Annotated in this window: 14 protein-coding genes and 1 other RNA gene; 11 read left to right on the top strand and 4 right to left on the bottom strand. The window is 28.1% G+C overall.

The genetic code is table 11. The features are described 5' to 3' along the window. Positions 1-51 precede the first annotated feature (51 nt). On the bottom strand, positions 52-525 hold the full coding sequence (locus tag WH52_RS00780) for an outer membrane beta-barrel protein (RefSeq protein WP_143592001.1): 474 nt from the start codon (positions 523-525) through the stop codon (positions 52-54). Positions 526-633: 108 nt separating this feature from the next. Continuing rightward, positions 634-1,104: an outer membrane beta-barrel protein gene (locus tag WH52_RS00775; RefSeq protein ID WP_086029015.1), complete on the bottom strand. Its 471-nt coding sequence runs from the start codon at positions 1,102-1,104 to the stop codon at positions 634-636. A gap of 130 nt (positions 1,105-1,234) precedes the next feature. Here WH52_RS00775 and xerA point away from each other — a divergent pair, with 130 nt between their 5' ends. Next, entirely contained in the window at positions 1,235-2,149 is a 915-nt protein-coding gene (gene xerA / locus WH52_RS00770) for a site-specific tyrosine recombinase/integron integrase (protein ID WP_086029014.1), read from the top strand. A gap of 18 nt (positions 2,150-2,167) precedes the next feature. Here the strand turns inward: xerA and ffs are convergent. Continuing rightward, an RNA gene (gene ffs, locus WH52_RS00765) (signal recognition particle sRNA small type) lies at positions 2,168-2,266 on the bottom strand. A 179-nt stretch (positions 2,267-2,445) separates the two neighbouring features. Between ffs and WH52_RS00760 the strand changes: the two genes are divergently transcribed. The 7 genes from WH52_RS00760 to WH52_RS00730 all read left to right on the top strand — a co-directional run bounded on the left by WH52_RS00760 (position 2,446) and on the right by WH52_RS00730 (position 10,631). Further along, positions 2,446-2,967: a DUF4199 domain-containing protein gene (locus WH52_RS00760; protein WP_086029013.1), complete on the top strand. Its 522-nt coding sequence runs from the start codon at positions 2,446-2,448 to the stop codon at positions 2,965-2,967. A gap of 82 nt (positions 2,968-3,049) precedes the next feature. After that, on the top strand, positions 3,050-4,006 hold the full coding sequence (locus tag WH52_RS00755) for a glycosyltransferase family 2 protein (protein ID WP_086029012.1): 957 nt from the start codon (positions 3,050-3,052) through the stop codon (positions 4,004-4,006). Positions 4,007-4,038: 32 nt separating this feature from the next. Then, positions 4,039-5,748 carry a phospho-sugar mutase gene (locus WH52_RS00750; RefSeq protein WP_086029011.1) on the top strand — a complete coding sequence of 570 codons (1,710 nt, stop codon included), beginning with the start codon at positions 4,039-4,041 and terminating at the stop codon, positions 5,746-5,748. Next, entirely contained in the window at positions 5,749-7,578 is a 1,830-nt protein-coding gene (locus WH52_RS00745) for an ABC transporter ATP-binding protein (protein WP_086029010.1), read from the top strand. Positions 7,579-7,664: 86 nt separating this feature from the next. After that, entirely contained in the window at positions 7,665-8,225 is a 561-nt protein-coding gene (locus WH52_RS00740; RefSeq protein ID WP_143592000.1) for a DUF4956 domain-containing protein, read from the top strand. 3 nt (positions 8,226-8,228) lie between these two features. Then, positions 8,229-10,130 carry a PEP/pyruvate-binding domain-containing protein gene (locus WH52_RS00735; protein ID WP_086029008.1) on the top strand — a complete coding sequence of 634 codons (1,902 nt, stop codon included), beginning with the start codon at positions 8,229-8,231 and terminating at the stop codon, positions 10,128-10,130. 3 nt (positions 10,131-10,133) lie between these two features. Then, positions 10,134-10,631: a histidine phosphatase family protein gene (locus WH52_RS00730; RefSeq protein WP_086029007.1), complete on the top strand. Its 498-nt coding sequence runs from the start codon at positions 10,134-10,136 to the stop codon at positions 10,629-10,631. Here the strand turns inward: WH52_RS00730 and WH52_RS00725 are convergent. Then, positions 10,628-11,353, bottom strand: coding sequence for a DUF6503 family protein (locus WH52_RS00725; protein WP_086029006.1), 726 nt, complete (start codon positions 11,351-11,353; stop codon positions 10,628-10,630). The two genes, WH52_RS00730 and WH52_RS00725, sit on opposite strands and share 4 nt — an antisense overlap. A 102-nt stretch (positions 11,354-11,455) precedes the next feature. On the opposite strand from WH52_RS00725, the gene smpB reads away from it, so the two are divergent. Genes smpB through WH52_RS00710 form a run of 3 tightly spaced genes read left to right on the top strand, consistent with a single transcriptional unit; the run spans position 11,456 to position 13,381 of the window. Continuing rightward, the gene (gene smpB, locus WH52_RS00720; protein WP_086029005.1) at positions 11,456-11,914 is read left to right on the top strand and encodes an SsrA-binding protein SmpB; all 459 of its coding nucleotides are present in this window, start codon (positions 11,456-11,458) and stop codon (positions 11,912-11,914) included. Continuing rightward, positions 11,914-12,810 (top strand): UbiA family prenyltransferase, encoded by an 897-nt coding sequence (locus tag WH52_RS00715; protein ID WP_086029004.1) that lies wholly within the window; start codon positions 11,914-11,916, stop codon positions 12,808-12,810. The genes smpB and WH52_RS00715 overlap by 1 nt, the downstream gene beginning before the upstream one ends. Beyond that, positions 12,800-13,381: a Maf family nucleotide pyrophosphatase gene (locus WH52_RS00710; RefSeq protein ID WP_086029003.1), complete on the top strand. Its 582-nt coding sequence runs from the start codon at positions 12,800-12,802 to the stop codon at positions 13,379-13,381. The genes WH52_RS00715 and WH52_RS00710 overlap by 11 nt, the downstream gene beginning before the upstream one ends. The last annotated feature ends 3 nt before the right edge of the window (positions 13,382-13,384 follow it).

Here is a 13,384-nt window from a genome sequence, read left to right as displayed (position 1 = left end):
TAAAAAATGCATGCTTATAAGCATGCATTTAAAATATTTTGTTTCTTATGATTATAGAGAGAACATTGCCCCTACACCAAACATATTGATTGTATCAGCTCCTGAATAAAAAGCTTGTAACATTATCTTTTCGCTAATATCATACCCAACCATTGGTCTAAAATAAAAAGCTCCTCCAGATACATTACTAGCTCCTACAGCGTAACCTAAATCTGCTCCTAAAGTGAATTCGTCTGAAACTCCAAAACGACCAGCAGCTGCAATAGGAATAATAGATGCAGATGGTAAAGAAACTCCTGCTACAGATTTACCTAAAAAGTGTTGATAAGATACAGATGGTCCTAACTTAAAGTTATCAGAAACTTCAAATAAATAGTTAGCTTCAATTCCAAAAGCAAAAGAAGTTGCATTAGAAATAGCCCCAGAAGGAAAACCTATGTTAGCTCCTAAGTTAAACTCTCCATCTTGTGCTTTAGCTGTAAATCCGAATGCAACCATAGCAATAACTAATAATAGTTTTTTCATAATTTTTAATTTTAGTTTAATTTTCACCAAACTTACAGTATTTTTTTTACAAAAAAAAACATGCTAATCTGATTAACATGTTTTTTAAGTATTTAGTCTTTAAATATCTTATAAAGAAAAAGAATAAGTTCCTCCAATTCCAATAGTTGAAGCATTAACACCATCTAAAGCTACTCCTGTATAATCTGCATGAAGAGTAATTTTATTAGTTAATTGGTATCCAACCATTGGTCTGTAATAGAAACCACTTGTTGCTCCTGATGGTCTAACTCCAATACCGTAACCTAAATCAGCTCCTAAAATGAACTTATCATCTAATTGATAACGAGTAGCAGCAGCTAATGGTAAAAATGCAGCATCTGCACCATCCTGTTGAAAATGTAAATAAGATACAGCTGGACCAACTTTAAAGTCTTCAGAAACTTTAAATAAATAGTTAGCTTCAATAGCTCCTGTAACATTTGCATTACTAGAATCACCTACAGGTAAACCAATTGTACCTCCTACGTTTAACTCTCCCTCTTGTGCGTTAACGGCAACACCAAATGCCATCATAGCAATCATTAATAATTTTTTCATAATTTTAATTTAATTTTGAGGCGCGAATGTAGCTTATAATTACCATTTAAAACGTTAATAAATTATAAATTTTACTTCACTAATTTTAAGTTTTTAATTTTCAATTAATTAAATTTAACACACTTTTCATTTGAACTGGAAACAAGCAATAAAAGACTATACCGACTACCTAAAAATAGAAAGAAACTTATCTCAAAATTCAATCAACAGCTATAAAAGAGATGTTCTTAAACTATCAAATTTTTTAAAAAATCATAACTTATTAGTTTCTCCAATAAACATAAAGTCAGAAAATATTCAGCAATTTATTTATGAAGAAAGTAAAAAAATTAGTGCTAGAAGTCAAGCTCGACTAATTTCTGGGTTAAAAAGCTTTTTCAATTACCTAGTTTTTGAAGATTATAGAGAAGATAACCCTACCAATTTAATCGAGAGCCCAAAAGTTGGAAAACACTTCCCTAATACTTTAGAAAAAGAAGAAGTTAATAAAATTATTGCTGAAATAGATTTAAGCCATCCGCAAGGAGAACGTAACAAAACTATTATAGAAACCTTGTACAGTTGTGGTTTACGCGTAAGTGAGTTAATCAATCTACAATTATCAGATCTATTTTTTGAGGATGGATATATAAAAATTCTAGGGAAAGGGAATAAATATCGATTTGTTCCTATACATCATACTACTATGCATTTAATAAATTCTTATGTCTTTCATTTCAGATCTAAAATAGTTCCTAAAAAAGAAGATGAAGATATTTTATTTCTGAATAGAAGAGGAAAAAGGTTAACACGACAAATGATATTTCTTATTTTAAAAGACTTAGCGGTAAAAGCTAATATTCAAAAAAAGGTAGGTCCACACACATTACGTCATTCTTTTGCTACTTATTTACTCTCTAAAGGAGCAGATTTAAGAGTTATTCAACAATTATTAGGGCATGAAAGCATTACTACTACTGAAATTTATGCTCACCAAAATAAAACACAATTAATAAATACTGTAGAAAGATTTCATCCGAGAAGCTCTAAAAGAGAAAATGAATAAGAAAATAGCGGACACAAAAAATGGCAAGCTACCTACATCACACCGCTACGACCTAATACCCTTGCTGCGTTCCCGCCCTGGGGGATTCAAAGGGAGCTGGTTGTGTAGAACTTGCCGCTGCAAAGATACGATCTTTTTTTTCTAATAAACAAGGAAAAAAAATCAAAAAAAACTGTAACATTTCTAAGTTTTTGAATACTAATTGATTGTTGTTATATTTTTTTGATTTTTATTTTCTAAAAAATATAGCTTCACTATAAAACTATATATTTGTTCAACTAACTAAAAATTACACAATGGAAAATCAAGCTAACAGTAAAAGTATTATTTTAAACTATGGTATAATCTTAGGAGTTTTATCAATAATGCTCAATATGGTTATTTATGCAATGGATAAAAGTTTTAATCCTGGTTGGGTTTTTGGAACCCTTGGATTTGTACTTCCTATTGCATTAATTGTTTTGGGTATTAAAAAATTTAAATCAGACAACAATGGTTTTATGTCTTGGGGACAAGCAGTTAAAACTGGTGTTGGTATTATGCTAATTAGTACTTTAATTGCTATTTGTTACCAACAAGTTTTTGAAAACTTTATTGAGCCAGATTTCGCTCAACAAAAAATGGAATATGTAAAACAACAATATATTGATTCTGGTATGGATGAAGATCAAGTAGAAGCAAGTATGGAAATGGCTCAAAAATTCCAAGGTCCTATTATTTCTTCTGCTTTTGCTTTAATTGGTTTTGCAATTTATGGATTTATTATTTCTGCAATTGCAGGCGCTGTTATGAAGAAAACAGAAGAAGATCAATATTAAGAATTGTTTAAGAATAATAAAATTACATTTTCTCCTAAAGTATTTGTAATTTTACATTCTTAATATTTCAGACATAAATTTTATGAATATATCGGTAGTAATACCACTTCTTAATGAAGAAGAAAGTTTACAAGAATTATATGATTGGATTGCAAAGGTTATGCAGTCCAATCAGTTTTTATACGAAGTAGTTTTTATTGATGATGGAAGTACTGATACTTCATGGGAAATAATTGAAAAATTATCACAAGAACATTCTCAAGTAAAAGGAATACGTTTTCAGCGTAACTATGGAAAATCTCAAGCATTAGACGCTGGTTTTAATTTAGCAAAAGGTGATGTTGTAATTACTATGGATGCTGATTTACAAGACAGTCCAGATGAAATTCCAGAACTTTATAACTTAATTATAAAAGAAAATTACGACTTAGTTTCTGGATGGAAGAAAAAACGCTATGATAATGTTATTACCAAAAATATTCCATCAAAACTATTCAATTGGGCAGCGAGAAAAACTTCAGGTTTAAGCTTACATGATTTTAATTGTGGTTTAAAGGCTTATAAAAATGAAGTTATAAAAACCGTAAAAGTAAGTGGTGAAATGCACCGTTACATTCCTGTTTTAGCAAAAAACGAAGGTTTTCATAACATTGGAGAAAAAATCGTACAACATCAAGCTCGTAAATATGGAGTTACTAAATTTGGCATAGATCGTTTTATCAATGGTTTTTTAGATTTAATTACTATTTCATTCTTATCAAAATTTGGTAAAAGACCCATGCACTTTTTTGGCCTTTGGGGCACACTAATGTTCTTTTTTGGTTTCTTTTCTGCCTTTTACATTGGCGCTATGAAACTGTATAGACTTTCTCAAGGTTTAAAAACAATATTAGTTACAAGTAATCCGTGGTTTTATATAGCCTTAACGTCAATGGTTATCGGTACTCTATTATTTCTTGCTGGTTTTATAGGTGAGCTTATCATTAAAAGTACTCCGCAACAAAAACACTATAAGATAAAAAAACAATTAAACTTTTAAATTGTAACTTTACACGCTTTTAATTTTAGTAAATGAACGATATTTTAAACAACGCTAAATTGTGGCTTTCAGATACTTTTGATACTGAAACACAAACAGAAATTCAACAATTAATTGACACTCAATCTGAAGATTTAGCTGATAGATTTTACAAGAACTTAGAATTTGGTACAGGTGGTATGCGAGGTATCGTAGGAGCTGGTACTAATAGAATAAATAAATATACATTAGGTAAAGCAACCCAAGGTTTAAGTAATTACTTAAATAAATCTTATCCGAATAAAGAAGTAAAAGTAGCAATTGGCTACGACTGTCGTCATGATAGCAAATGGTTAGCTCAGGTAGTTGCAAATGTACTTTCCGCAAATAATATTAAAGTATTTCTTTTTGAAGATTTACGCCCAACTCCAGAGTTATCATTCGCTGTAAATTATTTAAACTGTGATGCAGGAATTGTATTAACCGCATCTCACAATCCACCAGAATATAACGGGTACAAAGTATATTGGACAGATGGTGGACAAATTGTTCCTCCTCAAGATAAAGAAATTATAGAAGAAGTTAATTCATTAGAATATTCTCAAATTAATTTTGATGCTAATGAAAGTTTAATTTCTACTATTGGAAGTGAAATTGATGAAGCCTTTTGGAAAGCATCATTACAAAATGGAACTTTTAACATTAAAGGACGTGAAGATTTAAAAATTGTATTCACTTCTTTACACGGAACTTCTATCAAATTAATTCCTGAAGTTTTAAAACGTGCTGGATATACTCAAATTCATATTGTTGAAGAACAAGCAACTCCTGATGGAGATTTTCCAACCGTAAAGTCTCCAAACCCAGAAGAGCCAGAAGCATTACAAATGGCTATAGATTTAGCTAATAAAATTGATTCAGATATTGTTCTTGGAACCGATCCAGATTCTGATAGAATAGGAATTGCTGTTCGTGACATTGATGGAAATATGAAGTTATTAAACGGAAATCAAACCATGAGTATGATGACCAATTTCTTAATAAACGATTGGAAAAAACAAGATAAACTAAATGGGAATCAATTTATTGGCTCTACTATTGTTTCTACTCATCTTGTTAATGAAATTGCAGATTCTTACGGAGTTGAAACTAAAGTAGGATTAACTGGTTTTAAATGGATTGCTAAAATGATTAAAGATCATCCTGAATTAGATTTCATTGGTGGTGGAGAAGAAAGTTTTGGTTATATGGTTGGTGATTTTGTTCGCGATAAAGATGCTGTTACCTCTGCTCTATTGGCTTGTGAAATTGCTGCCGATGCTAAGAGTAAAAATAGTTCTTTTTATAATGAACTATTAAATTTATATACACGTCATCATTTTTACAAAGAACATTTAATTTCTTTAGTTAAAAAAGGAATGGACGGTGCTGCACAAATCAAGCAAATGATGGTTGATTTACGTAACAATCCATTAAAAACAATTGATGGAGAAGATGTTGAGTTTTTATACGACTATCAAACTTCAACCAAAAAGAATTTAATTACAGGAGAAGAATCAACTATTGATGTTCCAAAATCAAACGTATTAATTTATCATACCGAAAACGGAACCAAAATAGCTGCTAGACCAAGTGGAACAGAACCTAAAATTAAATTTTATTTTAGTGTAAAATCTAAATTAACTTCAACAGAAAAGGCTAAAGAAATTGAAGCAGAGTTAGATGCTAAAATTCAACGAATAATTAAAGAATTAAATTTATAGATGTCTCCTTTTAGAAAAATAATTCGTTTTGTTTTACCTTATAAAAAGTATATGGCTCTTAATATACTTTTTAATGTATTGTATGCTATTTTTAATGTTTTATCAGTTTTAGCTTTTATTCCATTATTAGGTATATTATTTGGTAAAGAAGAAAAGGTCATGTCTCCTACGAAATATGAAGGTATAGGTAAGATATACAAATATGTATCTGGAAACCTTAACTATAAATTATCTCAATTAATAGATGCAGGTGGTGTAGAGCAAGCATTACTTTATATATGCGGATTAACCTTAATTTTATTCTTAGGTAAAAACATCTTTAGATACTTGGCTTCGTATGTTCTTTCTTTTTTACAAAATGGATGTGTTAAAGATATAAGGAATGAAATTTATGCTAAGTTTTTAGAACTTCCGTTAGGTTATTTTTCAGATCAAAAAAAAGGAGATTTAATTGCAAGAACTACTTCTGATGTTCAAGAAGTTGAAGTTTCTTTTTTAAATTCTTTTGAAGCTTTAGTTAGAGAGCCTTTAACAATAGTTTTAACCCTAATTTCTATGTTAGCTATTAGTGTTAAGCTTACCCTGTTTGTTTTTATTTTATTACCTATTTCAGGTTATATTATCTCTGCAATTAGTAAAAAGCTAAAACATTCAGCTTTAAAAGCTCAAAAGGAAATGGGTAATACACTCTCTATTTTGGAAGAAACCATTGGTGGATTAAAAATTATTAAAGGTTTTACTGCAGAAGATAAAGCTCAAAGTAAATTTGAAAAGTCTACATATAATTTTTACACACTTATGAATGGGGTAATTCAAAGAAAACGTTTGGCTTCTCCTACAAGTGAGTTTTTAGGAACTGTTACTATTGTTATAATTTTATGGTTCGGAGGTAAATTAGTTTTAGGTAATAATAGCTCTATGCAGCCTCAAGAATTTTTCGGTTACATTGGTTTGTTCTATCTAATATTGAATCCTGCAAAAGCTATTTCAGCTGCTTTTTATGGAATTCAAAAAGGAAATGCTTCTGCTCAAAGAATTCTAGAAATTTTAGAAGCAGAAAATCCTATAAAGAATAAAAAAAATGCTACTATTAAAGAAGGTTTTAACAAACAAGTAGAATTTAAAAACATATGGTTTAAATATAAAGACGAATATGTTTTAAAAGATTTCTCATTAAAAATACCTAAAGGAGAATCTGTTGCTTTAGTTGGTCAATCTGGTAGTGGTAAATCTACATTAGCAAATTTACTTACTCGTTTTTATGATGTAAATAAAGGAGAAATTTTAATTGATGGAGTTAATATAAAAGATATCTCTAAGCACGATTTACGTCAACTCATGGGAATTGTTACTCAAGACTCTATTTTATTTAACGATACTGTATACAATAATATTTCTCTGGGTACTAAAAACACTGACTTAGAAAAAGTTACCGAAGCATCTAACATTGCGAATGCTCATGAGTTTATAAAAGATTTACCAGAGCAATACAATACTAATATTGGTGATAGTGGTAATATGTTATCAGGTGGTCAAAAACAACGTTTAAGTATTGCGAGAGCGGTTCTTAAAAATCCTCCAATAATGATTTTAGATGAAGCTACTTCTGCCCTAGATACAGAGTCAGAACAATTAGTTCAAACAGCTTTAGATAAAATGATGGAGAATAGAACTTCTTTAGTAATTGCTCATAGGTTATCTACCATTCAAAAAGCTGATAATATTGTTGTTCTTAGAAAAGGACAAATAGTAGAACAAGGAAAACATCAAGAATTATTAGATAAAAAAGGTGAATACTTTAAGTTAGTAACCATGCAATCAATAAACTAACAATACATTTTTTTCAAAATAATTAAGCTATAACCCAAACATTAATTTGTTTGGGTTTTCTTATTTTAGTAGAAATATCATTAAAAATGAATGAATTTTTACTCAAACTACTATTTAACATCATTATATCTGTTATAATTATTCGATTTATTTATTATAAATCAACCAAAAACAGCGATTATGTTTTCACCTATTTTATCATTGGTCAAATAGTGTTTTTACTTTGTTATTTGTTAAAAAGTATAGAACTACAGCTTGGTTTCGCATTAGGTTTATTTGCCATTTTTGGAATTATTCGTTACAGAACATCTACTATTCAAATAAAAGATATGACCTATTTATTCTCTATAATAGGATTATCTATCATTAACTCATTAACAGATTCGTCGTATTATAAAGAACTAATAATATCTAATCTTGTTATTATTGGTTTAATTTGGGGACTAGAGGCCATATTTACTTATAAAAAACTAGAATCTACATTAATAACAATTACTAATATTGAAGATTTAAATCTCAAAAATGAAATTGAATTAAAGAATCATATTTCTCAAAAATTAGATATAGATATTCAAAAAGTAACTATTAAAAGAATAGATTTCTTTAACGATTCAGCTGAAATATTAGTGTATTACTTAACTTCATAATTAATGAGAGCTATTATCAGTATATTGTTTTGTATTTACTTTTGTTTTCAGAGTTATTCTCAGAATTACAAAAGTAAGCTCTCCTCTATTGCTGATTTTAATAAACTATCATACAAACCATTATCAAACAAATACGGATTTGTTAAATCTTTAAAAATACTATACGATCTAAAAAACAAAAAGCTCTATTACACTAATAGTAAGACTTATAAATACCATTATGAATTTGTAATAAATTATTTAGAATTAGATATTTCTATTGATAACTTCAACAAATACAACTATCAAGAAAAGCATAAAAACAAACGCTTTTTATTAGCCAATATCAATCATTACGAAAACATAAATATGTATACTCTTGAGTTATCTCCTGCTGATAATATGAGTATAAAAGACATTGTTTTTTTATATGATAAAGTGAAAAGTTCTACTTATTTCAAAAATTTTAAGTTCTTTTTAAACACTTCAAGATTGGTGTTAGAAAAAAGTAAGTTACCAATTCCGTACATCACTGCCGATGAAATTTATGGAAACCAAGTTTATCAACCTATATCATTAAATAAAGCCTACGGAAAATTACGTTTTATCAATATAGATAGTTTAGATAATATTTCAATCGAAAATACTGATATTGTTATAGTAAATAAACCTGTTCTAACACTTCCTATAGTTAATGGAGTTTTAACTACTAGAATGCAAACTCCATTAAGTCATATTTCAGTTTTAGGGATTAATCGGAAAATTCCTGTTGCTACCTATAAAAAAGCCTATACAAACTCTTACCTTAAGGATTTAAACAATCAATATGTTTCTTTTCAAGTGAAGTTAGATACTTTTTTTATCAAACCAATTTCAAAAAAGAAATTCGACCGAAAGACCCGAAAAAGGAAAAAGAAATTAAAGGATTTAGCTATAAATAAAAATATTGATACACTTATTCCTGGTAAATTCCTACATCATAAAATGATCGATATAGTTGGTGGAAAAGCTGCTAATTTTGGTGAATTATATAAACTTTCTATAAAAAATAACTTTAAGGTTCCTGAATGTTCTTTTGCAATTCCTTTTCATTTTTATTTACAACACATCAAAAAGCATAAAATTGATGACTTAATTGAGAAAACAATCAAAAACTATAGCATTACCCAAAACGATAGTTCGTTATTCATCAACTTAAAAAAGATTCAAAAACGAATTAAAAAAGCTTCAATTGATAATTCATTAATTGAAAGAATCAATAATTATGTAACTAAAAATTGTGGTTACAAAAGAATTCGATTTAGAAGTTCTACAAATGCTGAAGACATTAAGGGTTTTAGTGGAGCTGGTTTATATACTTCAAAAACAGGAATCCTAAACAATCCTAAAAAAACGTTTGCAAAAGCTATTAAAAAGGTTTGGGCTAGTTTGTGGAAAAAACAAGCGTTTTTAGAACGAGATCTTTTCAATATTAATCAAAAAACTGTGGCTATGGGAATTTTAGCACATCGTTCTTTTCCTAATGAAATAGCTAATGGAGTAGCCATTACCAAAAATTTATATAGAAAAGATTTTTATGGAAATGTTATTAATATTCAATTAGGTGAAGAACCGGTTGTTAATCCGAAAAAAGATATTATAAGTGAACAATTATTATGTTATGAAGGTGCTGATATTGAACTTTATAATGATAAAAAAGCCATAGAAATTATAGCGTATTCTAGCTTAAGTAACAATAAACTAATACTTACCAATGATGAAATTTTAAATCTATCTAAACAATTAAGTATTATTAAAAAGTATTTTTACAAAAAAATATATCGAACTGGCAAATCCTTTCTTAATTTTGGTTTAGATGTTGAATTCAAAATCGATGGTAACAATCGAGACTTGTATATTAAACAAGCTCGCTATTTTAATGACTAAAAAATGAAATATTTAAAATTCTTTCTACTCATATTTATTTTAAATTCTTGTACGAACAAAGAACCTGAAGTAACTACATATTATTTAATTCGTCATGCTGAAAAAGATAGAACTGACAAGAATAATAAAAATCCTAATTTAACTGAAAAAGGAAAACAAAGAGCTACAAATTGGGCTAAAACTTTTAAAAATATTGATTTTGATTTCGTCTACTCAACCAATTATAATCGAACAATTCAAACAGCAACACCTACCGCAACTACTAAAAATTTAGATATCATTTTTTATAATCCTAAAGAAATGTTTGATACTGATTTTCAGAAGAAAACAAAAGGAAAAACAGTTTTAGTAGTTGGTCATAGTAATTCTACTCCACAATTTGTGAACAAGATTTTAGATGATAATAAGTATGAACAAATTAGTGATGACAATAATGCAAACCTTTACATTACAACAATCACAAACGGAGTTAAAAATAGTACGCTTTTAAAAATTGATTAATTTATACTCACTTGAATATTCTCTAATACAATTTCAGATACTTTTTTAAGTTTACCGTCTTCGTACAGTTTATCTATTGTATAAAAATCTATATCCTTTTCTAATGGCTTGTAATTATTATAATCAACAAAGCGAATTCCATTTTTGAATTGTTCTTTTTTAACATCTCTAAAACGAACGCCTCCTCCATTGGTATGGTATTTATACGCTAAATAATCTAACTTAAACCCCTCTTTAGCAAACCAGTAAATAAAAACATCATCAAAATCATCTCCTCCTCCTTCTTCAGAAAAAGTTACCTGAATTTTATAATATTCTTTTCCTTTAATCGTAACTGGTTCTAACATCTTTTTATATACTGCATTATCATTTAATCCTAATGGTAAAATAGAAAAATAGTGTACAGAATTTACTGAGTTACCATATCCTTTTATATACTTTTCTGATAATGAAACTATACTATCATTAACCGTTCTTTTAAAACCTTTATTTGATAATTCATCTTTTATGATAATAGAATCAACATTAAAAAATCTTGTTAAAGCATACTCGCCATTATTTCTATCAGCTTTATAATTTTTATCTCTAAAAGTAAATGATATAGTAGATTTTTTTAAATCATTCAATTTTGAAGATTCAATAGCTTTATCTACAACTTCTTGAGCTGTAAACTCTGGTTTACATGAAGTTAAAACAATAAGAAAAATTACTAAGTATCGCATAATTTTTGTTGGACTTGGTCGATTAATTTTTATCAAAATTACATTCTTATTCCTAATCTAAAATTTTATATTTGTTAATATTATTGTAAATCCTCCCTTTCAATGCAAAAGAATATTAATATCCAAAATAAGAAAGCTCGGTTTGAGTACGAAATACTCGATAAATATACGGCTGGAATTCAATTAACAGGAACTGAAATAAAATCTATTCGACAGAGCAAAGCTAGAATTACAGAAAGTTTTTGTGAGTTTAATGATAGAGGTGAACTTTTTGTTATTAATATGTATATAGAAGAATATGCATTTGGGAATCATTACAATCATAATCCAAAAAGTGAACGAAGATTACTACTTAACAAAAGAGAATTAAAAAAGTTAGAAAGAGAGGTTGAAGCTAAAGGAAATACTATAGTTCCGCTACGTTTATTTATTAATGAAAATGGTTGGGCCAAATTAGAAATTGCCTTAGGAAAAGGTAAAAAGACACACGATAAACGACAAACAATGAAAGATCGTGATAACAAACGTGACTTAGCTAGAATTAAAAAAGCCTTTAACTAATGTTCGATAGTTTTTTATCTATTATCAAATGGAAAAAACTAGTTCATATTGTTGTTGTTCAATTTTTATTTAAGTATTGCTTTTTATACGGTTATGGTTTTGAAACCAAACTTACATTTGTCGATTTAGGTGTTTTATCATTATCAACAATTACCATTTTAGCTTCAGGATATTTAGCTGGCTATTACTTAAGATACAAATCAAATAAACATTTAGTTTTTTCTTCTAAAGATGCTTTAGCACTCTCTGTAATATTTGGGGTTACGGGTGTTGCACTAGGTATTTATTTATCTGTTTTTATTGGTAAACCTTACTATAGCATTATTCAGTTTATTTCTTTATTCGGAGCTATTTTATATTTCAAATTAGTTAGAAAAAAGACATTCTTTAATAACATTATGGAAGGTGTTTTAAAAGTTCTATGTGTTTTAATTGTTTGGTGGTTCGATTATCCAATAGAACTTAATGCAGCTCAAGCCAATACTTTTTTTTACTTACAATTAATAACAATATTCTATGTAACCTATTCTTTTTTAGGAAACATTCTTCGAGAAATATTAATTGACATTATTAATATTAACAATGATTATATAAAAAAGCATAAAACACTCCCTATTGTTTTAGGTCGAAAAAGAGCTAAGAATATCATATTAACAGTTTCTATATTTATTCTATTTGCAACAGTTGCATTTGCGTTATTAGTTGTTAAAGATAAATTTATATTAGGAGTCATTTTTCTTTTTGGTACAGTGCCACAGTTATGGTTTATAAAAAGATTGATGGGAGTTAATACATCAATAGAATATCAAAAATTTATGAAAGTTAGTAATTTGGTATATATATTAGCAGTTGTAAGTATACCAATTATAGCAATTTACTTTAAATATGTTATCTAAAAAATTAGCAGAGTACAACATAATTTTAGCTTCAGGATCACCAAGAAGACAAGCTTTTTTTAAAGATTTAAACTTAGATTTTGAAATCAGACTAAAAGAAGTTGAAGAAGTATATCCAGAAAATTTAAAAGGAAAAGAAATAACTGAATATTTAGCCGATTTAAAATCGAAACCTTTTGATGAAGAGTTAACCGAAAAAGATTTACTAATTACTTCAGATACTATTGTTTGGCTAGATGGTAAAGCTTTGGGAAAACCTAAAACCTATAATGAAGCTTTTACAACCCTAAAAAACTTATCTAATAAAAGTCATGATGTAATTACTTCTATTTCTATAAAAAGTAAAAATTTTCAAAAAATAGTTAGTGATATAACCAAAGTTTATTTCAAGGAATTAACTGATGATGAAATCAATTATTATATTGAAAACTATCAACCTTACGATAAAGCTGGTGCTTATGGAATTCAAGAATGGATTGGTAAAATAGGTATTCAAAAAATAGAAGGAAGTTATTTTACAGTTATGGGATTACCAACTCATAAATTATACGAAGAATTGATGCAATTATAGGTT

Origin of the sequence: Tenacibaculum holothuriorum, assembly GCF_002120225.1 — a bacterium.
In the GTDB taxonomy this organism is placed as follows: domain Bacteria; phylum Bacteroidota; class Bacteroidia; order Flavobacteriales; family Flavobacteriaceae; genus Polaribacter; species Polaribacter holothuriorum.
Note: the sequence above shows the minus strand (reverse complement) of the source record. Positions and strands in the feature narration are given on the sequence as shown.

What these genes read in the sequence shown, in the direction of transcription:
- WH52_RS00725 (WP_086029006.1), bottom strand. Translation starts at nt 11,353, where the DNA reads ATGCGATACTTAGTAATTTTTCTTATTGTTTTAACTTCATGTAAACCA.
- WH52_RS00710 (WP_086029003.1), top strand. Translation starts at nt 12,800, where the DNA reads ATGTTATCTAAAAAATTAGCAGAGTACAACATAATTTTAGCTTCAGGA.
- WH52_RS00745 (WP_086029010.1), top strand. Translation starts at nt 5,749, where the DNA reads ATGTCTCCTTTTAGAAAAATAATTCGTTTTGTTTTACCTTATAAAAAG.
- WH52_RS00750 (WP_086029011.1), top strand. Translation starts at nt 4,039, where the DNA reads ATGAACGATATTTTAAACAACGCTAAATTGTGGCTTTCAGATACTTTT.
- WH52_RS00740 (WP_143592000.1), top strand. Translation starts at nt 7,665, where the DNA reads ATGAATGAATTTTTACTCAAACTACTATTTAACATCATTATATCTGTT.
- WH52_RS00730 (WP_086029007.1), top strand. Translation starts at nt 10,134, where the DNA reads ATGAAATATTTAAAATTCTTTCTACTCATATTTATTTTAAATTCTTGT.
- WH52_RS00735 (WP_086029008.1), top strand. Translation starts at nt 8,229, where the DNA reads ATGAGAGCTATTATCAGTATATTGTTTTGTATTTACTTTTGTTTTCAG.
- WH52_RS00780 (WP_143592001.1), bottom strand. Translation starts at nt 525, where the DNA reads ATGAAAAAACTATTATTAGTTATTGCTATGGTTGCATTCGGATTTACA.
- smpB (WP_086029005.1), top strand. Translation starts at nt 11,456, where the DNA reads ATGCAAAAGAATATTAATATCCAAAATAAGAAAGCTCGGTTTGAGTAC.
- WH52_RS00755 (WP_086029012.1), top strand. Translation starts at nt 3,050, where the DNA reads ATGAATATATCGGTAGTAATACCACTTCTTAATGAAGAAGAAAGTTTA.
- WH52_RS00715 (WP_086029004.1), top strand. Translation starts at nt 11,914, where the DNA reads ATGTTCGATAGTTTTTTATCTATTATCAAATGGAAAAAACTAGTTCAT.
- WH52_RS00760 (WP_086029013.1), top strand. Translation starts at nt 2,446, where the DNA reads ATGGAAAATCAAGCTAACAGTAAAAGTATTATTTTAAACTATGGTATA.
- WH52_RS00775 (WP_086029015.1), bottom strand. Translation starts at nt 1,104, where the DNA reads ATGAAAAAATTATTAATGATTGCTATGATGGCATTTGGTGTTGCCGTT.